22 protein-coding genes and 1 pseudogene are annotated in these 22,482 nt (G+C 71.4%); 11 read left to right on the forward strand and 12 right to left on the reverse strand.

Translation table 11 applies throughout. The annotated features are described in order from the left end of the window. Positions 1-178 precede the first annotated feature (178 nt). A complete protein-coding gene (locus ACFY10_RS36260; RefSeq protein ID WP_390669496.1) occupies positions 179-364 on the reverse strand; it encodes a hypothetical protein in 186 nt (61 codons plus the stop codon). Positions 365-497: 133 nt separating this feature from the next. Then, on the reverse strand, positions 498-2,165 hold the full coding sequence (locus ACFY10_RS36265) for a DNA alkylation response protein (RefSeq protein ID WP_390669497.1): 1,668 nt from the start codon (positions 2,163-2,165) through the stop codon (positions 498-500). Between the two features lie 72 nt (positions 2,166-2,237). Here ACFY10_RS36265 and ACFY10_RS36270 point away from each other — a divergent pair, with 72 nt between their 5' ends. Next, positions 2,238-2,981: a PaaX family transcriptional regulator C-terminal domain-containing protein gene (locus ACFY10_RS36270; RefSeq protein ID WP_390669498.1), complete on the forward strand. Its 744-nt coding sequence runs from the start codon at positions 2,238-2,240 to the stop codon at positions 2,979-2,981. A gap of 66 nt (positions 2,982-3,047) precedes the next feature. On the opposite strand, the pseudogene ACFY10_RS36275 reads toward ACFY10_RS36270, so the two are convergent. Together ACFY10_RS36275 and ACFY10_RS36280 are read right to left on the reverse strand one after the other, a co-directional pair. After that, positions 3,048-3,851, reverse strand: a pseudogene (locus ACFY10_RS36275) (pectate lyase). A gap of 31 nt (positions 3,852-3,882) precedes the next feature. Next, positions 3,883-4,860, reverse strand: coding sequence for a polysaccharide lyase family 1 protein (locus ACFY10_RS36280; protein WP_390669499.1), 978 nt, complete (start codon positions 4,858-4,860; stop codon positions 3,883-3,885). Positions 4,861-5,477: 617 nt separating this feature from the next. Between ACFY10_RS36280 and ACFY10_RS36285 the strand changes: the two genes are divergently transcribed. Then, positions 5,478-6,791: a PHB depolymerase family esterase gene (locus tag ACFY10_RS36285; protein WP_390669500.1), complete on the forward strand. Its 1,314-nt coding sequence runs from the start codon at positions 5,478-5,480 to the stop codon at positions 6,789-6,791. Positions 6,792-6,824: 33 nt separating this feature from the next. Further along, positions 6,825-7,031, forward strand: a complete 207-nt coding sequence (locus ACFY10_RS36290; RefSeq protein ID WP_390669501.1) for a hypothetical protein — start codon at positions 6,825-6,827, stop codon at positions 7,029-7,031. 17 nt (positions 7,032-7,048) lie between these two features. Here ACFY10_RS36290 and ACFY10_RS36295 read toward each other — a convergent pair whose 3' ends face one another. Continuing rightward, positions 7,049-8,128, reverse strand: coding sequence for an NADH:flavin oxidoreductase/NADH oxidase (locus tag ACFY10_RS36295; RefSeq protein WP_390669502.1), 1,080 nt, complete (start codon positions 8,126-8,128; stop codon positions 7,049-7,051). A 100-nt stretch (positions 8,129-8,228) separates the two neighbouring features. Between ACFY10_RS36295 and ACFY10_RS36300 the strand changes: the two genes are divergently transcribed. Then, complete coding sequence (locus ACFY10_RS36300; protein ID WP_390669503.1) at positions 8,229-8,585, forward strand: ArsR/SmtB family transcription factor; 357 nt, start codon at positions 8,229-8,231, stop codon at positions 8,583-8,585. Here the strand turns inward: ACFY10_RS36300 and ACFY10_RS36305 are convergent. Beyond that, positions 8,508-9,893: a nucleobase:cation symporter-2 family protein gene (locus tag ACFY10_RS36305; RefSeq protein WP_390669504.1), complete on the reverse strand. Its 1,386-nt coding sequence runs from the start codon at positions 9,891-9,893 to the stop codon at positions 8,508-8,510. The two genes, ACFY10_RS36300 and ACFY10_RS36305, sit on opposite strands and share 78 nt — an antisense overlap. A 130-nt stretch (positions 9,894-10,023) precedes the next feature. Further along, positions 10,024-11,379: an FAD-dependent oxidoreductase gene (locus ACFY10_RS36310; protein WP_390669505.1), complete on the reverse strand. Its 1,356-nt coding sequence runs from the start codon at positions 11,377-11,379 to the stop codon at positions 10,024-10,026. Between the two features lie 190 nt (positions 11,380-11,569). Between ACFY10_RS36310 and ACFY10_RS36315 the strand changes: the two genes are divergently transcribed. Further along, positions 11,570-12,037 carry a DUF6214 family protein gene (locus ACFY10_RS36315; protein ID WP_390669506.1) on the forward strand — a complete coding sequence of 156 codons (468 nt, stop codon included), beginning with the start codon at positions 11,570-11,572 and terminating at the stop codon, positions 12,035-12,037. Between the two features lie 9 nt (positions 12,038-12,046). Here ACFY10_RS36315 and ACFY10_RS36320 read toward each other — a convergent pair whose 3' ends face one another. Next, a complete protein-coding gene (locus tag ACFY10_RS36320; protein WP_390669507.1) occupies positions 12,047-12,736 on the reverse strand; it encodes a TetR/AcrR family transcriptional regulator in 690 nt (229 codons plus the stop codon). A gap of 243 nt (positions 12,737-12,979) precedes the next feature. Here ACFY10_RS36320 and ACFY10_RS36325 point away from each other — a divergent pair, with 243 nt between their 5' ends. Further along, a complete protein-coding gene (locus tag ACFY10_RS36325) occupies positions 12,980-13,228 on the forward strand; it encodes a DUF2630 family protein (protein ID WP_390669508.1) in 249 nt (82 codons plus the stop codon). A 16-nt stretch (positions 13,229-13,244) separates the two neighbouring features. On the opposite strand, the gene ACFY10_RS36330 is transcribed toward ACFY10_RS36325, so the two are convergent. From ACFY10_RS36330 to ACFY10_RS36340, 3 genes are all read right to left on the reverse strand, one after another. Continuing rightward, positions 13,245-13,934, reverse strand: a complete 690-nt coding sequence (locus tag ACFY10_RS36330) for an HAD family hydrolase (protein WP_390669543.1) — start codon at positions 13,932-13,934, stop codon at positions 13,245-13,247. Beyond that, the gene (locus ACFY10_RS36335; RefSeq protein WP_390669509.1) at positions 13,934-14,608 is read right to left on the reverse strand and encodes a phosphatase PAP2 family protein; all 675 of its coding nucleotides are present in this window, start codon (positions 14,606-14,608) and stop codon (positions 13,934-13,936) included. Before ACFY10_RS36335 ends, ACFY10_RS36330 begins: the two co-directional genes overlap by 1 nt. 84 nt (positions 14,609-14,692) lie before the next feature. After that, positions 14,693-15,238, reverse strand: coding sequence for a DUF5134 domain-containing protein (locus ACFY10_RS36340; RefSeq protein WP_390669510.1), 546 nt, complete (start codon positions 15,236-15,238; stop codon positions 14,693-14,695). Positions 15,239-15,403: 165 nt separating this feature from the next. Between ACFY10_RS36340 and ACFY10_RS36345 the strand changes: the two genes are divergently transcribed. From ACFY10_RS36345 to ACFY10_RS36360, 4 genes are all read left to right on the forward strand, one after another. Further along, the gene (locus ACFY10_RS36345) at positions 15,404-17,065 is read left to right on the forward strand and encodes an FUSC family protein (RefSeq protein ID WP_390669511.1); all 1,662 of its coding nucleotides are present in this window, start codon (positions 15,404-15,406) and stop codon (positions 17,063-17,065) included. After that, positions 17,062-17,604 carry a MarR family winged helix-turn-helix transcriptional regulator gene (locus tag ACFY10_RS36350; RefSeq protein WP_390669512.1) on the forward strand — a complete coding sequence of 181 codons (543 nt, stop codon included), beginning with the start codon at positions 17,062-17,064 and terminating at the stop codon, positions 17,602-17,604. Before ACFY10_RS36345 ends, ACFY10_RS36350 begins: the two co-directional genes overlap by 4 nt. 138 nt (positions 17,605-17,742) lie before the next feature. Next, positions 17,743-20,292 (forward strand): cellulosome protein, encoded by a 2,550-nt coding sequence (locus ACFY10_RS36355; RefSeq protein WP_390669513.1) that lies wholly within the window; start codon positions 17,743-17,745, stop codon positions 20,290-20,292. Between the two features lie 39 nt (positions 20,293-20,331). Then, on the forward strand, positions 20,332-20,625 hold the full coding sequence (locus ACFY10_RS36360; RefSeq protein ID WP_390669514.1) for a DUF1905 domain-containing protein: 294 nt from the start codon (positions 20,332-20,334) through the stop codon (positions 20,623-20,625). On the opposite strand, the gene ACFY10_RS36365 is transcribed toward ACFY10_RS36360, so the two are convergent. After that, positions 20,626-21,390, reverse strand: coding sequence for a VOC family protein (locus tag ACFY10_RS36365; protein ID WP_390669515.1), 765 nt, complete (start codon positions 21,388-21,390; stop codon positions 20,626-20,628). A gap of 177 nt (positions 21,391-21,567) precedes the next feature. Here ACFY10_RS36365 and ACFY10_RS36370 point away from each other — a divergent pair, with 177 nt between their 5' ends. Beyond that, the gene (locus tag ACFY10_RS36370) at positions 21,568-22,482 is read left to right on the forward strand and encodes a GNAT family N-acetyltransferase (protein ID WP_390669516.1); all 915 of its coding nucleotides are present in this window, start codon (positions 21,568-21,570) and stop codon (positions 22,480-22,482) included.

A 22,482-nucleotide genomic window follows, 5' to 3' on the forward strand; every position in this document is an offset into this window, starting at 1 on the left:
GCGAACGCGGGCCGGAACTGGCTCCGCGCCACGGGCCCGGCTACGACGACTGGCGGCCCCACGACGCGGTGCACTCCCTGGTCGAGGCCGAGGCGGGGCTGCCCGGCGGCGTCTTCGGCCGGATCGCCGCCGGCCGGAACAACATCTTCTGGGCAGCCGATCCGGCGATCAGGAAGCGTCAGGCGCGACGGGAGGCGAAGCGGCCGCCGGGCAGGGCCGAGCATGCGGACATGGCCCGGTCCGAGGCGCCGCCCTCCGTGTGCGCGCCGCTGTGGCGGCTGCGGGCGGGGCTGAGCACGGAACTCCCCGACCGGCTCGCCTCGCGGGAGCCGGCCATCGGTGACCCGCAGCTCGTCGAACGCATCCTGACCCGCCTGGACGCGTTCGCCACCCGCCGGCACGCGCTCCCGGCAGGCGGCAGCGTCACCTTGGCGTGGCCCGCGCAGTGGGCGGCGGAGCAGGCAGCGCACTCACGACCGACATGCGTCCGCTACGGCTCAACCCCCGCCCGGCAGCGCACGGTTCAGCACAGCGTCCAGATCGGCGGAGTCGGGCAGCGTGCCGAAGGCGTGTCCCCAGTCGCCGCCCAGCCGGGTCGCGCAGAAGGCGTCGGCGACGGCGGGCGGGGCGTGCCGGACCAGGAGGGAGGCCTGCAGGGTCAGCGCCATCAGCTCCACCAGGCGGCGCGCACCGGACTCGGACCCGGTGACCAGCAGGCCCTCGAGCCGGGCGACGGCGGCATCCAGCCGGGCGTCCGCCCCCTGCGCCAGGGCGAGTTCGTCGAAGAGGGCCTGCGCGGTACCCGGCTCACGCTTCAACGCCCGTAGTACATCAAGGGCGTTGACGTTCCCGGAGCCCTCCCAGATCGACAGCAGCGGAGCCTCGCGGTAGTGGCGGGGCATGCCCGACTCCTCCACATAGCCGTTGCCGCCGAGGCACTCCAGGGCCTCCGCGGTGAAGGCCGGGCCCCGCTTGGTCACCCAGTACTTGCCGACGGCGGTGGCGATCCGCCGGAACGCCGCCTCACCGGAGTCCCCGCGCACTGCCCGGTCCGCGGCGCCCGCCAGCCGCAGGGTGAGCGTCGTGGCGGCCTCGGACTCCAGCGCGAGGTCCGCAAGGACGTTGCGCATCAACGGCTGGTCGACCAGTCGCGCCCCGAACGCGCTGCGGTGGCGCACATGGTGGCCCGCCTCGACGAGCGTCTTGCGCATCAGCGTGGCCGACATCATCACGCAGTCGAGCCGGGTGCAGTTGACCATCTCGATGATCGTCTTGACGCCTCGGCCCTCCGGCCCGACCAGCCAGGCCACCGTCCCGTCGAACTCCGGTTCCGAGGAGGCGTTGGACCGGTTGCCCAGCTTGTCCTTGAGCCGCTGGATGCGGAAGGTGTTGCGGCTCCCGTCGGGCAGGATCCGCGGCACCAGGAAGCACGACAGGCCCTGCGGGGCCTGCGCCAGCACCAGGAACACATCGCACATCGGCGCCGACGTGAACCACTTGTGCCCGCGCAGCTGGTACACGCCGGGCTCGGCCGTCGGCCACGCGGTGGTGGTGTTCGTACGGACGTCGGAGCCGCCCTGTTTCTCGGTCATCCCCATACCGGCGAGCAGACCGCGCTTCTCGGTCGGCACGCGGAGCCCCGGCTCGTACTCCCGGCTGGTCAGCAGGGGTTCGTAGATCTTCGCGAGCTCGGGCTCGGCGCGCAGGGCGGGTACGGCCGCGTACGTCATCGACGTGGGACAGCCATGCCCGGCGTCGGTGTGCCCCCACACCAACCCGCCTGCGGTACGGGCGACATGGGCTCCGGGCCGGTCCTCCGCCCACGGCGTGGCGGCCAGTCCCTCGGCGACCGCGGTCCGCATCAGATGGTGCCAGCTCGGATGGAAGTCGACCTCGTCGACGCGGTTGCCGTAGCGGTCGTGCGTGCGCAGCACCGGCTCGTGGACGTTGGCCTGCTCGGCCCACTCCTGCGCCTCGGCACTCCCGGCCCGCAGCCCGAGCTGCCGGATGCCGTCCTCGGCCCATCCGGCGCCCTCCCGACGCAGCCCCTCCAGCAGGGCGGTGTCCTCGGAGGCGTCGTACGGCGTCAGGGCGGGAGGCTGGTTGGTGACGTCGTGCGTGGCGTACTGCCGGCGGGGCTGCGCGGGCGCGGGTGTCGAGACCATGCCGCCATGTTGCACCTCTTCTGCGGTCGTAGCAATATTGCAACAAGAAGTGCGCACGTAAAGTACCTGCCCATGCGGATGAACATGTCGGTGCAGCCCGGTGAGGTCGACCTGCCGCCGCTGTCCGCGCGGTCGGTCGTGCTGAGCCTGTTGCTGGGCACGCATCCGCCGGAGCTTCCGGTGAAGGAGCTCGTCCGCGCGGTGGAGCCCTTCGGTGTCGGCGGCTCCACGCTGCGTGCCGCCCTCAGCCGGATGGTGGCCGCCGGTGACCTGCGCCGCACCGACGCCGTCTACCGGCTCAGCGACCGCCTGCTGGCCCGCCAGCGCCGCCAGGACGACGCGGTGGACGCCCGCACGCGCGCGTGGGACGGCGACTGGGAGATGGTGGTGGTCACGGCGACCGGCCGCGGCCCCGCCGAACGCGCCGACCTGCGCACCCGGTTGACCACCCTGCGCCTGGCCGAACTCCGCGAGGGCGTCTGGCTTCGCCCCGCCAACCTCAGCCGCCCGCTGCCGGCCGACCTGGAGCAGGTGGCCCAGTCCTACACGGCCCGCCCCGACCGGCCCGCGCGCCAACTGGCCGCGCAGCTTTGGCCGTTGGACGCCTGGGCCGCCACCGCCCGCTCCCTGCTCGCCCATGTCGCCGAGGCGCACCGCCCGGCCGACCGCTTCACCGCCTTCGCCGCGGTCGTCCGCCACCTGCTCGCCGACCCCGTGCTGCCGCCCGAACTCCTTCCCGCCGACTGGCCGGGAGCGACGCTGCGTGCCGCGTACGCGGCGTACCAGGGGGAGATCACCCGGTCGATCGGGCACTGACGCGACGGCGGCCGTACGAAGCGCCGTGCGGGTGCGCTTCGTACGGCCGGGTTCACCGTGGGGGGCCTACTTGTAGGTGATGTCCGAGCTTGCGTACTTGCAGTAGGTGCCGTCGGGACCCGAGCCGTTCTTGGGCGGCTCCGCCCCGGTGTTGTTCCCGATGTACTTCTGGCAGGGCACGATCTTCTTGCTGCTGTCCCCGACGATGGTGATCTTCTTCAGGGTCGCGCTGTCGCCGTAGTTGGTGTTGATCCCGACCAGCGCACTGCCCTTGTAGGTCGCCTCGATGGTGTTGAGGTTGATGGTCCGCTTGTACTACGTCTTGCAGTTGCCGCAACTGCGCACCAGCTTGCCGAAGTTCTGCACCGCGAAGTTCGAGACGTTCAGCGTCCCGGCGCCGTTGAACTGGAACACCTTGTCGCTGGCCTCCTTCGCGCCACCCCCGGAGACGGTGTACACGTTGGACGACGAGGAGCCCCGGAACGTCGCCGCGTCCTCGCCGACGTCCTCCCACCACACGTTCTGCAGCGTGCAGCTGCCCTCGCAGTGGATGCCGTCCGCGGCGGGGGCGCCGATGATGACGTTCTTCAGGACGGTGCCGGCCGCCAGGTCCAGGATCGGGTCCTGGTTCTCGCTCTGGCCGCCGGTGCCCAGGTCGCCGCTGCCGTAGAGGCGCTTCATCCCGTAGTCCTTGGTGCCGGACAGCTTGATGGTGGCGGTGACGGCCTGGCTGCCGTTCGCGGTGGGCCAGGTGGCGGCGTTCGCAGGCGAAGCGCCATCCGTCATGATCATGCCAACCGAGAGGCCGAGTGCGGCCAGGCCTCCGGCGAGTGCGCGCCGGCGGGCGCGCGGAAGTGCTGGTGAAGTCATGTCCCGATGCCTTCCTGAGGGTGGGGGGTGGTCAGAGCTTTCCGGCGCCCGCGCCGCCGGTCACCGAGGCGACGACGGACGAGGCGGGCTCGGCGGCGTAGCTGTAGGGCGGACTGGTGAAGGTGCCGACCTGCGAGATCTCGGTCGCGGCTCCGCCGAGGTCGTTTCCGGACAGGTTGGCGTAGCCGTCCTCGTCGCTGTCGCGGTTGGTGGTGACGGCGACCTGGGTGTCGCGGAACACGTTGTTCTGCACGAGCATCTGGGCGCCTATGCGGGAGTGCACCGCGGTCTCGGCGCCGACGACGTAGTTGTCGTAGAAGTGCCCGGTGCCGAAACGCAGGCTGGGGATGCGGGAGTTGACGTTGTTGAACCAGTTGTGGTGGTACGTCACCCGCAGATGCCCGGTGTCCTCGCTCGCGTTGTTGTCGCTGTGCCCGACGAGCGAGCCCTTGTAGTGGTCCTTGAAGGTGTTCCAGGAGACGGTGACGTAGTCGGCGCCGTGGGTGATGTCGACCAGGCCGTCGTAGTAGTCCTTGCCGTGGTCGCGGTCCGACGACAGCGAGTTGTGGTCGATCCACACCTTCGTCGAGGCCTGGACGGTGATCGCGTCCGTCTTGACTGCCTTGCTGAGGTTCAGGTTGCGGATGACGACGTTGGACACCTTCTTCAGACGCAGCCCGCCGCCGGTGAACCCGGAGGACGAACCGACGCCCAGCACCGTGGTGTTGGAGCCGATGTCGACCTGACCGCTCAGCGAGATCAGGCCGTTGACCTTGACGACCTTCGCGGTGCTGCCGGAGACCGCCGACTTGAAGGCGTCCAGCGTCGAGACGGTGACCGCGGTGGCGCTCCCGCCGCCGGTCGTCCCGGCGCCGAACCCGACCGGCGAGGACTCGGCCGCCCCGGCCGACTGGGGAAGCGTGAGGGCGGACACCGTCGCGAGGGTGGCCGCCGCGGCCACCACCAGGGCGGACCTTTGCGCGTGTGTACGTGGGGGGTGAGTACGCATGCGGGTGCGTCCCTTCAGGAGGACTTGCTCGATCGTGTACGTGAACGATGTACGTACTGCTGAACTCCGCGCGCGAGCAGGGCTGGCCATGTAGGCCCGCAAGGAGGCCCGTCGGTCACACTGCTGAACGGAACGTAGGGGGCAAGCGCTTTCTAGTCAACGCTTTGCGCAGAAGGCATCAGGGAAGGCCAGGTGAGGGGCAAGGGCTGTCTCAAACCGTGCGGGGAGGTCGCGGGCGCGCTGTGGGGAAGTGGTGTGGGAGCGCTTCCATGGCAGTCGTGTCCATGTCACCATGCGGGCGGACGTTCCCTTTTCCGAGAGGTTCCGAAAGGGGCGAGTCGATGACGACTCCGCGCACGCGTACGTTCGCCGGCGCACTGGTGCTGCTCCTGATGGCGGTCGGCTCGCTGGCCTGTCACCGGACCCGGTGGCCGCCGACGGCAGGAGAGCCGGCCGGGCGGACCCGCTCCCCGGGCCGTTCACCTGGTCCTCCGGCGGCCCGCTGGTCAGTCCGAAGCCGGACCCGGCCAGTTGGAGGCAACTCCCTTGGCGCCCGGGCCTGCTGACCCAGACGAACTCCTCGCGCTGAGAACTCCTGTCGAGAAAGGGGCAAGGACGTGTCCACCCGCACCCGTACGACCCCGAGGGGACCGCTGCGGACAGCGCTCCTGGCACTGGTCACCGCACTGGTGCCGTTACTCGCCGCGGTGACCCTCACCGCGCCCCCGGCCGCCGCACGCACCGCCGTGCCCACCGCGACCCTCACCGAGGTCACCGACTTCGGCGCCAACCCCAGCAACCTCCAGATGTACCTCTACGTGCCGGACAGTGTCACCGCACATCCCGCGGTCGTGGTCGCCGTGCACTACTGCACCGGCTCCGGACCGGCGATGTACAACGGCACCGAATGGGCCCAACTGGCCGATACCTACGGCTTCGTGGTGATCTACCCGTCGGTCACCCGCGCCAGCAAGTGCTTCGACGTCTCCTCGCCCCAGGCGCTCAAGCGGGGCGGCGGCAGCGATCCCGTCGGCATCAAGTCGATGATCGACTGGGTCACCCGCACCTACTCCGCGGACACGAGCAGGATCTACGCCACCGGCATCTCCTCCGGCGCGATGATGACGAACGTCCTGCTGGGCGACTACCCGGACGTGTTCGCGGCCGGCGCCGCCTTCTCCGGCGTGCCCTTCGGCTGCTTCGCCACCACCGACGGCTCCGAGTGGAACAGCGCCTGCGCGAACGGCACCGTCACCCACACCCCGCAGGAATGGGGCGACCTGGTCCGAACCGCAGATCCCGGCTACACCGGCCACCGTCCCCGCATGCAGCTGTGGCACGGCACCGAGGACGCAACGCTGCGGTATCCCAACTTCGGCGAGGAGATCAAGCAGTGGACCAACGTCCTGGGTGTCAGTCAGACCCCCGCCGCCACGGACTCGCCCGCCTCCGGCTGGACCCGCACCCGCTACGGCTCCACCGGTGACCAGGCCCCCGTCGAGGCCATCAGCCTCCAGGATGTCGGCCACAACCTCTACACCTACGGCATGGCGTCCCGAGCGCTGACCTTCTTCGGCCTCGACAGCTCCGGCCCCGCACCCCAACCCCAGCCCGGCGCCTGCAAGGTGACCGTAACCACCAACGCCTGGAACACGGGCCTGACCGCCTCCGTGACCATCGCCAACACCGGCACGACGACCATCAACGGCTGGCAGCTCGCCTTCACACTGCCCACCGGACAGGCCGTCACCAACGGCTGGGGCGCCACATACACACCGGCGACCGGCGAGGTGACGGCCACGAACGCCTCGTACGACGGCACACTCGCCCCGAACGCGAGCGTCACCATCGGCTACCAGGCGAGCCATACGGGCAACAGCGCGGCGCCGACCGCTTTCGCTCTGAACGGGACGGCCTGTACGGCCGGTTGAGGCCAGGAAGCCGGGCGCATCCGGGGTCCGGCATTGGAAGACCTCGTTCAACACCTCGGCGAACTGGGGGTCCAGGTCGACGCGGCCCTGCTCTCCACGGCGCTCACTCTGACCCCGCGCCGCATGTGGGCCGACGGCACGCCCGGAGGCTACCTCAACTTCGTCGACGGCCGGTGGGACGTGTGGGGTGAGGTGGATCGTGCCGACTGGTTCAACGTTGCAGGTTTCGGGCAACGCTGATCGACGTGTTCGGCTGATCAGACCGACCGGTGGTACTGATCCGGCACACGCACGTCCCCGCCCAGCTCCCGTGCCGCATGCCGCGCCCACGACGGGTTGCGCAGCAGCTCGCGACCGAGGAGTACGGCGTCGGCCTCGTCGTTCGCCAGGATCTTCTCGGCCTGTTCGGCCTCGGTGATCAGGCCCACGGCGGCGACCGGGAGGGGGGTCTCGGACTTCACGCGGGCCGCGAACGGGACCTGGTAGCCGGGGCCGGTCGGGATGTGGACGCCGGAGGCGTTGCCGCCGGTGGAGACGTCGAGGAGGTCGATGCCGTGGGCGTGGAGGTCGGCTGCGAGGCGGACGGTGTCGTCGGCCGTCCAGCCCCCGTCCGCCAGCCACTCGGTGGCCGAGATGCGGAAGAACAGCGGCTTGTCGTCCGGCCACACCTCCCGTACGGCGTCCACGACTTCGAGGGCGAAGCGGGTGCGGTTCTCGTACGAGCCGCCGTAGGCGTCCGTGCGGTGGTTGGAGTGCGGGGAGAGGAACTCGTTGATCAGGTAGCCGTGGGCGCCGTGGATCTCGGCGACCTCGAAGCCGGCTGCGAGGGCGCGGCGGGCGGCGTCCGCGAACTGGCCGACGATCTCCCGGATCTGGTCGACCGTCAGCTCGGCCGGCACCGGGTGCTTGTCGTCGAAAGCGACCGCGCTCGGCGCGAGGCTCTGCCACCCGTATGCGTCCGGGCCGACCGGCGCGCCGCCCTTCCAGGGCCGGTCGGTCGAGGCCTTGCGGCCGGCGTGTGCGAGCTGGATGCCGGGGACCGTGCCCTGGGAGACGAGGAAGCGGGTGATCCGGCGGAACGCCTCGACCTGGGTTTCGTTCCAGATGCCCAGGTCGTACGGGGAGATCCGGCCCTCGGGCGACACGGCCGTGGCCTCGGTGAGGATCAGGCCTGTGCCGCCGGTCGCGCGGGCCGCGAGGTGGGTGAAGTGCCAGTCGTGCGGAGCGCCGGTCCCGGGCCCCTCGGGTTCGGCCGAGTACTGGCACATCGGGGCCATCCAGACCCGGTTCGGGATGGTCAGTTCGCGCAGGGTGAAGGGCTGGAAGAGGGCGCTCATGGCGAGCTGCTCCGTTCTCGCGGGACCGAAGGACGCCTCGTACGATAGGCATCGTAGTACGTCGGATGTCAAACTACGATGGTTCTCGTACAATGGGCGCGTGAGTACCGCCGCCTCCGCCGCCAGCAGCCGGGACCTGCCGCACCCCGAGCGTGCGGACATCCGGCTGGAAGCCGTGCTGCACGCGCTCTCCGACCCGATGCGGCTGCAGATCGTGCGAGAGCTCGCCGCCGACGGCGGCGAGCTCTCGTGTTCGCGCATCGACCTGCCGGTCACCAAGTCCACGTCCACGCACCACTTCCGGGTGCTGCGCGAGGCGGGGGTGGTCCGGCAGTGCTACCGGGGCACGGCCAAGATGAACGGCCTGCGCCGGGAGGACCTAGACGATCTCTTCCCGGGGCTGCTCGACAGCCTGCTCGCCGCCGCCGCTCGGCAGACCGTCCGGCTCGGTGGCTGAAGTGGCCTTCGAGGGAAGGTGGTTGAAGAGCAGGTTCAGCACGATCGCCGTCAGGCAGCCCGCGCTGATGCCGCTGTTCATCACCGTCTGGAACCAGTCCGGGAACTTCGCGTAGACCGTCGGCACCCCGACCGGCAGCATGCCCACGGCCACCGAGACCGCCACGACCGTGAGGTTGTGGTTGTCCTTGAAGTCGACCTGGGCGAGGGTCCTGAGGCCGCTCGCGGCCACCGTCCCGAACATCACCAGGCCCGCACCGCCCAGTACCGGCGCCGGAATGGCCGCCACGATCGCGCCCAGCTTGGGCAGCAGACCGAGCAGCACCAGAATGCCGCCCGCGGCGGCCACCACCCAGCGGCTGCGTACCCGCGTCAGGCCCACAAGGCCCACGTTCTGCGCGTACGCCGTGTACGGGAAGGTGTTGAACACGCCGCCCAGCACGGTCGACAGGCCGTCGGCGCGCAGGCCGTCGGCCAGCGAGCGCTGCTCGACCGTGCGCCCCGTCATCTCGCCGACCGCTATCAGGTCACCGGTCGTTTCGGTCATCGTCACCAGTGCCACGACCAGCATCGAGATGATCGCCGACGCCTCGAAGCTGGGCGCCCCGAAGTGGAACGGTGTACTGATGCCCACCCAGTCGGCGGCGCCGACCCCGCTGAAGTCCGTGAACCCGAAGGGGACCGCCACCGCCAGGCCCACCGCGATGCCGATCAGCACCGCGATCCGGCTCAGGAACGCCGGAGCGAATCGCTGCACCCCCAGCACCACGGCCAGCACAAAGCCGGCCAGCGCCAGGTTCTTCGGCTCCCCGAAGTCCTTCGCACCGACCCCGCCCGCGGCCCAGTTGCCCGCCACCGGCAGCAGCGAGGCACCGATGATCAGGATGACGGTGCCGGTGACCAACGGCGGGAAGAAGCGGAGCAGCCTGCCGAAGACCGGAGCGAGCAGCATGATCGCGAGCCCTGCGACGATCACCGACCCGTAGATCGCAGGCAGTCCGCCGCCCGTCGTACCGATGAGCACCATCGGCGACACCGCCGCGAACGTACAGCCCTGCATGATCGGCAGCCGCACGCCGAAGCGCCAGAAGCCCACGCACTGGATGAGCGTCGCGATGCCGCACACCAGCAGATCGGCGGTGATCAGATACGCCAGGTCCGCGGGCGACAGCTTCATCGCACTGCCCACGATCAGCGGCACCGCCACCGCGCCCGCGTACATCGCGAGCACGTGCTGCAGACCGAAGGCGGCCAACTGCCGTACGGGTGGGACCTCGTCGACGGGATGGACGGGGGTGGTCGTGGCCATGGGCACTCCAGAGCGGCGGCAAGGGAGGGGGACATCCGAACAGCACGAGACCGTATGAGGCTTGAACAGTTTGTTGATTTCCGGGTTGTTGCTGCTGTGTGTCCTGCCCACTGGACGGGTTCCGACTCTGCTACGACGCCTGCTGCGAGCCCGTCGCCCGCGCCGCCGTCAGCAGCGACTCCCAGTCCGCCAGCTTGACGACACTGCGCCCCAGCGAGGCTCCGAGCGCCGCCTCGGCCCGCTCGATCGCCTGCCACCCCGCCCACTGAACCGGCTCGATCCCTGCCCTGCGCAGCAGCGTGAGGGGATCCTCCAGGAGCTCCTTGCGTACGAGCGCCGGGGCGTCCTCGAGCAGTGACAGCACCGTCTCCTTCGCGCACGGACGGTTCGTGCCGATGACGCCGGTCGGGCCGCGCTTGATCCAGCCGGCCACGTACTCGCCCGGTGCGACCACGCCCGCGCGCAGGACGCGTCCGGCCAGATGTGGCACGGTGCCGCTCGCCGCATCGAACGGCAGCCCCTCCAGCGGCACCCCGCGGTAGCCCACCGAACGCAGCACCAACTGCGCCTCGATGTCCTCGTACCGTCCTGTGCCTGTCACTCCGCCCTGTCCGTCGGGCGCCGTCCGTTCGAAGCGCACGGCGCCCACGCGTCCGCCCTCGGCGAGCAGTTCGACGGGCCGCAGGAAGAAGCGCAGCCGGATGTGGCGCGGGGCGTCCTCGGGCGGAGCCTGGGCCCAGCCGCGCAGCACCTCCACGTTGCGGCGCTGGACCGCGGGCAGCGCGGAAGGATCCGCGTATGCCGGATCCATCGCCAACTCCGCCGGATCCACGGCGAGTTCGGTGTCCGGGAGGCCGCCCAGCTCGCGCAGTTCCTTGGTGGTGAAGCGGGCCTGGGACGGGCCGCGGCGGCCCACCATGTGGATGGCGCTCACCCGGCTCGCGGCGAGCGAGCTGAGCGCCGCCTGCGGCATGTCGGTGGGGCTCAGCTCGGCCGGTCCCCGAGCCAGCATCCGTGTGACGTCCACCGCGACGTTCCCCACGCCGATGACCACGGCCGACCGGGCGTCGCGTACGAAACCGTCGTCGGCGGAGTCCGGATGGGCGCTGTACCAGGACACGAACTGCGTCGCCGACCAGCTGCCCGGCAGATCCTCGCCCGGGATCCCCAGATGGCGGTCGGTGGCGGCACCCACGCAGTACACGACCGCGTGGTACCACTCGCGCAGCCGGGCGGCCGGCAGTCCGCCGGGACCGACCTGGATGCCGCCGAGGAACCGCACCCGCTCGTGCTCCAGGACCGTACGCAGGTTGTTCTGCAGTGATTTGATCTTCTCGTGGTCCGGCGCGACGCCGTAGCGCACCAGGCCGTAGGGGCACGGCAACCGGTCCAGGACGTCGACGAGCACCCCGGAGTCCAGCTGGACGAGGTTCTGGGCGGTGTAGACCCCGCTCGGCCCGGAACCGACGACGGCGACACGCAGCACGGCGGAACTCCTTACGAGAGGAGATCGCTGACGGCTCCAGGATCGCACCACCGGTGCTCCGCTGACAGGGTGCAGGCGAGGCACGGACGTGCGTGTCCGCTCTTGCTGAATGTGATCAAGTGGTTACGTTCCGCGTGTGCTAGACGCATCCTTTCTTAATCTTTCTGATCGTTGTCCGACGGACGGCACGGTGTCCGTATGGCCCGCGTGGGAAGTGCGGGAGGACGAGCGCGCCACCTCGTGGTTCACCGTCCGGCTTGCGTTCACCGACGGTGCCCGGATCGACGCGCTCGCCGTGGTCTGCGAGGGCTGCGCCTCGCTCGAGGAGGTCCGGTCCCAGCCGGCCCTGTCCCTGCACGACCTCGCCGAACTGGCCGACTGGATCGAGGAGCCGCTCTTCCAGGCGTGCGGCCCCGGGGCGGATCCGGCCGCCGGGAGCGACGGATCCGCCGTCGCCCGGCGGGCCCGGCCTGCCTGGCCCCCAGGTGTCGAGGGCCGCTGGCTCGTCGCCCAGGAGTACCGCGCGGCACAGGAAGGGGGCTTCGATCCGGTCCTCGCGGTGATGTGCGCGACCGGCCACAGCCGCCGCAAGTCGCTCAGGCTGATCTCGCAGGCACGCGACTCGGGCTTTCTGACGCCACGTCATGCGCGGCGCTGACAAGCGCGGTTACTGCTTCGGCCGGCCGAGCCGAGTTTCTGACTCCTCGCCGGTCGCGAAGAACCGCGACAGATCCGTCTCGTATGTCGTGTCGGACGCCGCCCCGCTGTCCGGCGGCACGCCCATCTTCCAGTCCAGCCGGTAGCGCTCGAACAGCTCGGCCCGCATGGTCGTGATCGACATCGGCACGTTCGGCAGCACCATCGCGTAGACGGCGCCCATCAGCAGCGAGCGCAGCATCGGATAGTCCACATCGACGTCCTGCGACCCGTGCCGGGCGACGACGTCCCGCAGCAGTTCGGCGAGGCGCTGCTGCTCCGGGCACTGCACGAAGCCCTCCGCCTGCAGCAGCCCGGCCATGTGCTGGCGCATCAGTACGGGCCGGTCCCGGGCCAGTCGCAGAATCGCGTCGATGGCCCGCGCCATCCGCTCCCGGCCGTCCTCGGTGCGCGGTTCCCGCTCCACCGACTCCTCCAGTGTGCGGTGCATCAGCCGGTGCACCGCGGACTGCACGAGCTGGCGTTTTCCCGGGAAGTAGTACGACACGAGGCCGCGCGCCGAGCCGGCTCTGTCGGCGATGTCGCCGAGCGTCGTCGCCTCGTATCCGTGCTCGCCGACGAGCTCGACGGCCGCCTGCAGGAGCCGCTCCCGGGAACGTCTCCGCAACTCTTCATTGACCGAGGCGCTGCGCGGGGACATGCTGTAACTCCTGCGTTGACTGGCTGCCAGCCAACTATACTCAGAACGTCCTGATCGGAGCTCCGTAGGGGCTGGTCAGGGCTGCCGTCTGCTTCGGGCGACGCGGGGGATCGTCCGAGGCGGGCGGCCTCATCGCCCTGAAGGTGTCCTCAGGCTACTTTCCGGGCCTCGGGCACTTCCGCCGCACAGCCGTCGCGTCGTCCCTACAGTGGTCGGTAGTGCCGAGCCGAGGAGCGTGCGGACATGGAACAGGACCAGCGGATCCTGGCCAGGATCACGGAGATGGTCGAGGACGAGCGCAAGCTCCGGGAGTCCCTCGCCTCCGGCGAGATCGACGGCGCGACGGAACATCAGCGGCTCGGCGTGCTGGAACGCGAACTCGACCAGTGCTGGGACCTGTTGCGGCAGCGGCGCGCGAAGGCCGAGTTCGGGGAGAACCCGGACGACGCGCAGGCGCGGCCGTCGTCGCAGGTGGAGGGCTATCTGGAGTGACCGGGCAGCGCTGAGGTCAGTCCGCCAGGTCCAGCACCGGACGCAGCCCGTCCGGCCGCTCGGCCGCCGGCAGATGGTCCACGAAGTGCACCTGGCACCCCAGGGCCGCCGCGCCGCCGTCCGCCCGCCGGTCGTCGCCGACCATCAGGGTGTCCCGCGGGTCGACCTCGAGTGCCTCGCAGGCCGCTGCGAACAGCCGGAGGTCGGGCTTCTGGATGCCGTGCTCGTACGACAGGACGTATGCGTCCACGTATCGGTCGAGGCCGTGTTCGCGGAAGACCGGGCGCAGGTCCCAGCCGATGTTGCTGACCACACCGATGCCGATCCCGCGCTCGCACAGCCCGTACAGCACCTCGGCGGCGTCGGGATAGGGCGTCCAGGCGGCGGGTGTCATGTGCCGGTCGTAGAGCGCATCGTGCAATTCGGGTTCGGGGAGCCGCACTTGGCGGGAGAGCCCGGTGTAGGCGGCCCGGTGCAGTTCGGCGCTCTGGTCCCGGATCCTCCACATCTCGGCGAGATCCTCGGGCAGTTGCGCCGGATCCGCCCCGCCGGGCAGTGCCCCCGCGACCTGCAGCGCCTTCGCCGCCTGGGTCAACTCCGGTTCCGGGAGCGCGATCCGGGCCTCGTCCAGCACGGCACGCAGCCACGACTCGGTGGATTCGATGCGGAAGAGGGTGCCGGAGAAGTCGAACAGGACAGCCATCATCATGAGTGGATCTTACGCTCGTGGACCACCACGGCCAGCGCCACGAGCATCGCCCCCAGAAGCCAGCCGCCCACCACGTCGGACGGCCAGTGCACGCCCAGCCACACGCGTGTCAGGCCCACCCCGAGCACGGAGACCACCCCCACCGTCAGCGCCGTATGCCACACGGCGCGGCCGGGGCCGTAACGGTGCAGGAGCCACAGCAGGAGGCCGCAGACGACTGTGGCGGTCATCGCGTGGCCAGAGGGGAAGGCCGCGTAGTGCGCCGAGTCGACGGGGTCGGGCCAGGCGGGGCGAGGGCGGTCGATCGCGGCCTTGAGGGTCTGTTGCAGCAGGCTGCCCAGGGCGCAGGTGGCCGCAAGCCACAGCGCCGTCCGCCATGCCGAGCGCCGCCGCACCAGCCACACCACGGCGACGGCGCACACCAGACGCATCGTCCAGGGGTCCCAGACCCAGTCCGTCAGGATGCGGAACGCGTGGGTGAGGCCGGACTCGTCGACGGCCCAGCGGTGGGTGGTGCGGGCGATGTCGCCGTCGACGCCGATCAGCGGGCGCCACTCGACGGCAACCAGGGTGAGCAGCAGCGCGGAGCACAGAGTGAGGGCGGCCGCGGCGCGGGCGGCGGTGCGGTGGTCCGGCGGGCGGGGCGGGGAGTCGACGGGCGGGGTGTGCATGCAGTGATCCTCGCCGACCGGCGGGGTGCCGGGCCAACGCCCGGGTGACCCCGCCCCTCTCGGCGCCCGCAGCCCCGGCTTGCGTCAGAGCGTGATCAGCATCGCGACCATCGCGATCCCCATGGACAGCCGGCACGCCCGCGCCAGCTCCGGCCGGTCGCTCCATCCCGCCGTCCCGCCGGCGGTGGCCACGACGGGCATCAGCCGGACACCGGACAGCAGCACGTACCCCATGAAGTAGAGCAGCAGCACCCCTGTCACCAGCGGGACTCCGGACGAACCCCCGTGCCCGGCATGGTGTCCCGGAGCGGTGGCCATCGCGACCGCCATGTAGACCATGGCCGAGGCGCCCACCAGGTGATGCAGATGGTGCGCGTTCGTCCGCGCCGCCCACAGGGCGCGCAGCGCGGCGGTGCCGAAGACGGCCGCATAGCCGGGCCAGGCCCATGTCGGCGGGGTGAACGCCGCCGCCGGCACGGCCATGGCCGCCATGCCGAGGCCCATCAGCGCCTCGCCGCCCGCGGCCCGGCGCTGCTCCTCGGCCGCGCTGCGCATCCGCAGCAGGCAGTAGGCCCCGGTCGCCGCGCACAGCGCGACCATGAGCCAGCCGGGCGAAGCCGGTCCGTGCACGCGCACCTCCCCGCTCGACGGTGTCGACAGACGGTGGTTGCCCGCACGACGCGGCGCGCACGCAAGCGCAAGGGTGTACACGGGGAGCATTCGCCGGAGCACAGCAGGTGAGCGCGTCCCTTCCGAGATTCTTCACGGGTAAAACACCTGCTAATCTTACGAACCATGAGCCGTGCGACCCCTGTCCCCGCCACCCCACGCGTCCATCGCCTCCCCCTGGCGGGTGTCCTGCGCGTGGGCCGCCCCGCGGACATCTGGTTCAAGCCCGCCCTGAGCGTGGTCGCCTCGGTCGCCCCGCCCAATCTGACGCTGCTGGCCCTCGGCCGGCTCGACCTGGCCATGTACACGATGGCCGGGTCGCTGTGCGCGCTGTACGCCCACAACCGCCCCTACGCCGCCCGGGCCCGCGCCCTGGCCTGGGTGGTCCTCGGCATGGTCGGCGGTCTCGCCGTCTCCCTGGTCGCCGCCTCGCTCACCGGCAGCGCCGTCGTGCTCGTCACTGTCGGCGCCCTGCTGGCCGCCCTGCAGAAGGCGCTCTGCGACGCGACCCGCATCGGCCCGCCCGGCAATGTCGTCCTGACCTTCATCACCTCCGCGTCCCTCTTCGCCCCGCAGACCCTCGGCCAGGTCCCCGCCCACCTCGCGCTGGCCCTCGCGGCGGGCGGCTGGGCCTGGCTGGTCGGCATGGCCCCCGGGCTGCTGCGCCCGCACGGCCCGGAGCGCCGGGCCACCGCGGGAGCCCTGAAGGCCGCGGCCGCGTACGCCGTCACGCGCGGCACCGCAGACGGCCATGCCCGGGCCCGGGCCGCGGCGGCCGCCGCCGTCCAGGCCGCCTGGCAGCCGCTCCTGGCCACCCGCGAAACCCACACCCGGCGCGCCCTCGAACGCCTCGTCGTCCGCGCCGAAGTCGCCCTCGCCGCCCCCGCCGACACCGACCCGGAGCAGCTGCGCACCTGGGCGCGCGAGCTGACCGGCAGTGGTCCGATCCCGGAGGTCCACGACCCGGCAGCCGCCGCCGAACTCCTCGGTGTCGACGCCGAACTCGCCTCCCCGTCCCGCCCGTTGTGGCAGCGACTCGGCCCGCTCACCCCGATCGCCGTACGCACCGCCCTGGGCTGCGCCCTCGCCGGCTACGCCTCCCTGGCTCTCGGTGTCGGCCGCCCCTACTGGGCCCTGGTCACCGCCGCCTCCCTCTACCAGGCCAACCTCGCCCTCACCTGGAGCCGGGGCGTCCAGCGCGTCGTCGGCAACCTCGTCGGCGTCCTGCTCTTCGCCGCCGTGGTCCCGCTCGCCCACCTCGGCCCGGCGGCCCTCGTGCTGTGCTGCCTCGCCCTCAACTTCGGAGCCGAGGCCCTGATGGGTCGCAACTACTGGCTCGGCAGCGTCTGCGTGACCCCTATGGCGCTGCTCATCACCGAGTTCACCCGATTCCAGGAACCCGGGCAGCTGATCACCGAGCGGGTCGTGGACACCGTCGTCGGCGCGCTGGTCGGTTTCCTCGCCGCGGTCGCCGTCACGAACCGGCGGGCCGGCGACCGCGTGGAGCACGCACTGGCCGCCGTCGAGCGCTTCCGTGAGCACACCGCCCGCCTCCTGGGCGAGCCCGCCCCCGCACCCGCCGCCCTGGAAGCCGCCCGCCGCTCCCTGGCCGCCTCCCTGGCCGACCTGCGCGCCACCGTCGACGCCGCGTCCGGCGAGTGGTGGCAGCGCGCCCTGCCCCAGGAGCGGGTCGTGCGCGCCGAGCAGGCCGGACACCGTACGCTCGCGACGACGGCAAGGCGGCAGGGGCTGCACCGGAGCGCGAGAGCGGAGGGCATACGGCCATGACGGCAGCGAACGGACGGCAGGCGGGCGCGACCAGGGACGACGACACCGTCTCCGCGGTCGTCCGGCAGTGGCAGGCCGTCCACCCCGACCTCGACACCGGCCCCATGGAGATCATCGGCCGTATCAACCGCTGTGCCGCCCTCCTGCAGCAGGCCGAGGACGCCCCGCTGCGCCGGGCGGGCCTCAGCCGCCCCGAGTTCGACCTGCTCGGCGCGCTGCGCCGCACCGGCCACGAACTGACCCCCGGCGAACTCGCCCGTGAGACCTTCTCCTCGGGCGCCGCCGTCACCAAACGCCTCAAGCAGCTCACCGAGCGCGGTCTGGTCGAGCGCCGCGGCGACACCCGCGACCGCCGCGTCGCCCACCTCCGCCTCACGGACGCAGGCCGCGATCTCGTCGACGGCATCCTCCCCGAGCAGCTGACCTACGAGACCTCCGTACTGGCCGTCCTGGATCCGCAGGGACAGGGTGAACTGGCCGGGCTGCTGGGCGAGTTGCTCGGCCGGCTCGAGGGCCGCCTCGGCGCGCTGCGGGTCTGAGGGGCCGCTGAGCGGCAGCCTCCGGAACTTTCGGACGCCATGCGCCCGTTGACGTGATCGACACCCACTCCCTACGTTCGACCAGGCCGGTTCGGATCACCGACTGGCGTACGAGATGCCGAACGAGAGGGCGATGCCGTGACAGCCGAAACGCTCACTGTCGATCTGGGCACGGAGACCGGCCCCTTCCACGGCGGTGCGAGCGGCACCCTCTACGGTCTGTACGGCGACGGTGTGCCCAGCCGTGCCGTCGTCGAGGGCATGTACGTCCGCACGGTCACCACCAAGGCCCAGGACGGCATCCAGCACCCCGGCGCCGACGCCCTGGAGATCGTGCCGTCCTTCGTCGCGGCGGGCGGCAAGGACGTCTACATCTACCTGACCGACATCCACCGCGGCTTCCCCTACGAGTGGCCGGGCGCCAGCGGCGAGGAACGGCTCACCGCCTACCTTGAGAGCATCCGCCGCCAGGTCGGGCAGGTGCAGACGCTCGGCGCACTCAAGTCCCACGTCGTGTACGTGCCGTTCAACGAGCCCGAGGGCAACATGTTCGGCACGGGGGAGTGGAGCTACGACGGCGTCTCCTGGCACACCGAACCGGGCCCCTACTTCGCGGCCTGGCGGGAGGCCTACCACCTGATCAAGGGCCTGGACCCCGAGGCGCGCATCGCCGGCCCCAACACCTGCGTCCTCTACCCCGAGGTGCGCGGATTCCTGGAGTTCGCGCGCGAGCACGGCGTACTCCCTGATGTGATCACCTGGCACGAGCTGTCCTCGCCGGACGAGGTCCGCACGAACGTCGCCGAGTACCGGGAGCTGGAGCGCGAGCTGGGCATCGGCCCGCTGCCCGTCAACCTCAACGAGTACGCGCACAACTACCACCTGTCCGTCCCCGGGCAGATGATCCAGTGGATCGCCGCGATCGAAGAGTCCAAGGTCGACGCCGACATGGCGTACTGGAACATCGCCGGCAACCTCAACGACTCGGCCGTCGAGGCGGGCAAGGGCAACGGCCAGTGGTGGCTGTTCAACGCCTACGGGCAACTGTCCGGGAACACCGTCCGCGTCACCGCACCGCACCCCAACGTCCAGTACACGCTGCAGGGCCTCGCCACGCTCGACCGGCTCAAGCGGCAGGCCCGCGTGCTGTTCGGCGGCGCGAGCGGCGCCGCAGACCTCGTCCTCGAGGGCGTCGACGCGGACGTGTTCGGTGCGACGGTCCACGTACGGCTCCAGGAGATCCCCTGGAGCGGCCAGGTCGGCGCGGGCGCCCAGCCGTTGCGGCTGCTCGACGCCGAGCTGCCCGTCACGCACGGCCGGGTGACACTGCCGCTGACCGACCTCGACGAGATGTCCGCCTACCAGCTGATCCTGGCCCCCGGCGGCCACGGTGCCACGCCACTGCCGCCCCCGGCGGGCCGGCGGCTGACGTACGAGGCCGAGGACGCCACGTACACGGGCGGCGGCTACATGAAGAACGGCCCCGAGGGATCCCCCTCCGACGTCGACAAGTTCGCGACCTCCGGCGGCTACCACATCGGCGGCCTGCGCACCGGTTCCGACGGCGTGCTCGCCTTCGACGTCGGGGCCCCGCACGACGGGACCTACGACCTCCGGGTCTTCGCCAACTCCCACAACCTGGCCGACCTGGTGCGCGAGAACGGCCCCACCAACGTCTTCCTGCGCGTCGACGGCAAGGACGCGCGCGAACTGCGGCTGCCGCTCGGCTACAAATGGGCGGTGTGGGGCCACACCGACACCGAGGTCGAACTGACCGCCGGCCCGCACCGCATCACCCTCGCCGCACAGGATCCCGACCTCGGCACGACCCAGGGCGACGCGGTCGTCGACAAGCTGGACCTCGCCCTGTGCGACGGCCGGGAGGCCCTGTACGACGCCGAGTTCGCCGCGCTCGACGCGGGCGCACGGGTCAGCTACGCCAACCTAGGCGCCTCCGGACCCGGCGCCGCCGTCCTCCCCCGGGGCGGCACCGTCACCTTCTGGGTGCATGCCGCCGACGACGGCGAGGCGACGGTCACCGTCGACCTGCTCGGCCCCGGCGAGGGTCTGCTCACGGTCAACGGCGAGGAGCTCGGAGGCGTGCAGCGAGGCGCCGTCCCGCTGTTCCTGGCCGGCGGCATCAACAAGGTCACGGTCACCGGGACTTCGGAACGCCTGGTCGTGGACCGGCTGCGCGTCACCCCCTCCCGCGGACTGCTGCCCATGTGCGTGGCCGCCGCCGAGGAAGGCATCCTGACCGGCGCCGCAAGGGTGACGGGATACTCGTACGCCACCGGCGGCAAGGCGGTCGACGGCATCGGCGCAGGCGCCGGCAATGCTCTGACCCTGACGGTGACGGCCGAGCGCGCCGGACGGCACGCGCTCACGATCCGCTACTCCAACGGCGAGCAGGCCCCCGCCACCCACTACAACCCCGACCCGGTCTGCCGCCACGCGGACATCTCCGTCAACGGCGCCGCCCCGCACCGCGTCCTGTTCCCCACCACCTTCCACTTCAACAACTTCTGGAACCTCTCCGTCCCCGTCACGCTGAACCAGGGCTCCAACACGGTCGCGTTCACCGCCGACGAACTTCCCGACTTCGACGGCCACTCCAAAAACGCCTACGGCCAGCGTTCGGCGTACGCCCCGGTCATCGACCAGGTCACGGTGACGCCGCTTGCCTGAGGGCCCCTATCGTGGCGGGCACGAGGAAGGGGCCTGATTGTGGAGTTCACGTTCGCCGGCCGGGTGATCGAGTGGCGCGGCCCGGCGCCCTACTACTACCTGCCCGTGCCCGACGAGGAGTCCGCGGACATCCGCGAGGTCGCGGCGATGGCCAGCTACGGCTGGGGCGTGATCCCCGTGGTCGCGCGGATCGGCGACGTCGACTTCGAGACCTCCCTGTTCCCCAAGGACGGCGGCTATCTGCTGCCGCTGAAGGCCGCCGTCCGCACGCCGCAGCAGATCACCGTCGGCGACGCGATCAGCGTCGAGATGACCGTCCGGATCCAGCAGTGATCAGTGCTCGTCGCCCGCCCGGTACACGCCGAACACCGCCCCCTGCGGATCCCGCAGCACCGCGATCCGCGGCCCGGCCGGCACGGAGGCGGGTTCCATGAGGACGGCGCCGCCCGCCTCCGTCGCCGCGGCCGCGGAGGCGTCCACGTCGGCCACCGCGAAGTACGGCAGCCAGTGCGGCGGCACCTCGGGCGGGAACTTGTCGTCCATGCGCACCATGCCGCCGAAGTCCGCGCCGCCGAGGCCCCACTGTGTGTAGTGCTCCGAGGCGTTGACGCTCCAGCCGAACACAGTCGTGTAGAAGTCGACCGCCCGCTCGGGCCCCCGGGTCAGCAGTTCCACCCAGCCCAGCGAACCGGGAGCGTTGAACACCCCGGCGCCGGGAAAGGCCCGCGCCTGCCACATCTGGAAGACCGCACCCGTCGGATCGACAGCCACAGTGAAGCGACCCACGTCCAACACATCCATCGGGCCGAGCAGCACCGTCCCACCCGCCGCGCTCACCTGCCCGGCGGCGGCGTCCGCATCCGCCACCGCGAACGACACGTTCCACGCGACGGGCTGCGACTCCTGGTACAGCGGGGTCAGCGCGGCGACCGCGGCGTCGCCGAGGTGCGCGACCGTGTAGCCGCCCGCCTCCCGGCGCGGATCCGTCTCGCTGCGCCAGCCGAACAGCTCCGCGTAGAACCGCTTGGCCGCCGCCAGGTCGCTGGTCCCCAGCTCGGTCCAGCAGGGCCCGCCGGCCACCGGCTTGTCGAGCTTCATGGTGTCCTTCCGAAGCCTTGGGCGAACAAGGGCCCCTCCAGCACGCTAAGCCCGGCCCCGCCCTCCGGCCATCCGGCCAAACCCCCTCGCGCACGGCGCCGCCCCCGACGTACGCTCGCCCATGTACCGCACCGCATGGCGGCCTCCAGCCCATCACCCCTGTTCCGGAGGTCCCGCATGCCCGCGCTCACGGTGCGCCCCTTCCGCCGCGACGACCGCGACCAGCTCACCGACCTGATCAACGCGCATGTCGCCGCCGTCGTCCCCGGCGTCTCCGTCTCGGTGAACACCGTCCTCAGCGACCTGGAGCGACAGCCCGGCGAGTTCATCACCGACCCCTGGGTCGCCGAGCGCGTCACGCTCGTCGCCGAGCAGCGCCGGTACGTGGTGGCCGCCGCCCATCTGCTGCGCTACCGCTCCGGCGAGGAGGTCGGCGAGAACTACCGGGACGCCGGCGAGATCGACTGGTTCGTCTGCCGTCCGCCGGCCTCCTTCTGGCCCGACTCCGAGGAGGCCGCGGACCGGCTGATGGCCGCGTGCCTGGCCCAGCTCGCCCGCTGGAACGTACGCGTCCGGTACGCCGACGGCGCCGTCCCGGCCCCCGTCGTTCACGGGCTGCCCCACAACTGGCCGCACATCCGCGCCGTCTACGAACGCTCCGGCTTCCGGCACCTCGGCGACACGGAGGTCATCCTGCTCGCACGGGTGGCCGACCTGCCCGCACCCGAACCCCGGCCCGGCATGACGGTCGAGCGCACGCTGGGGGAGTGCGGCACCCGCTTCACGGCCTACGCCGGCACGCGCGCCCTCGGCTTCATCGAGGTCGACACCGCCCTGGCCCGCCCCGAGCGACAGGCCCGTGCGGCCGGCCTCGCCGACATCGGCAACCTGCACATCGACCCGACCGCCCACGGCGAGGGCCTGGAGCACCGGCTCCTGGCCGAGGCGGCCGACTGGCTGCGCCTGTGCGGGGCGGACCGCCTCCTCGCCTACGAGCAGGCCGACGCCAAGGCGGCGATCGACCTGCTGCTCAGCGCAGGCTTCCGGGAACTGACCCGCACCGACCGCCGCTGGGAACACCGCCCCCGCTGA

The sequence above is a fragment of the Streptomyces sp. NPDC001401 genome (genome assembly GCF_042895385.1).
Lineage (GTDB): Bacteria > Actinomycetota > Actinomycetes > Streptomycetales > Streptomycetaceae > Streptomyces.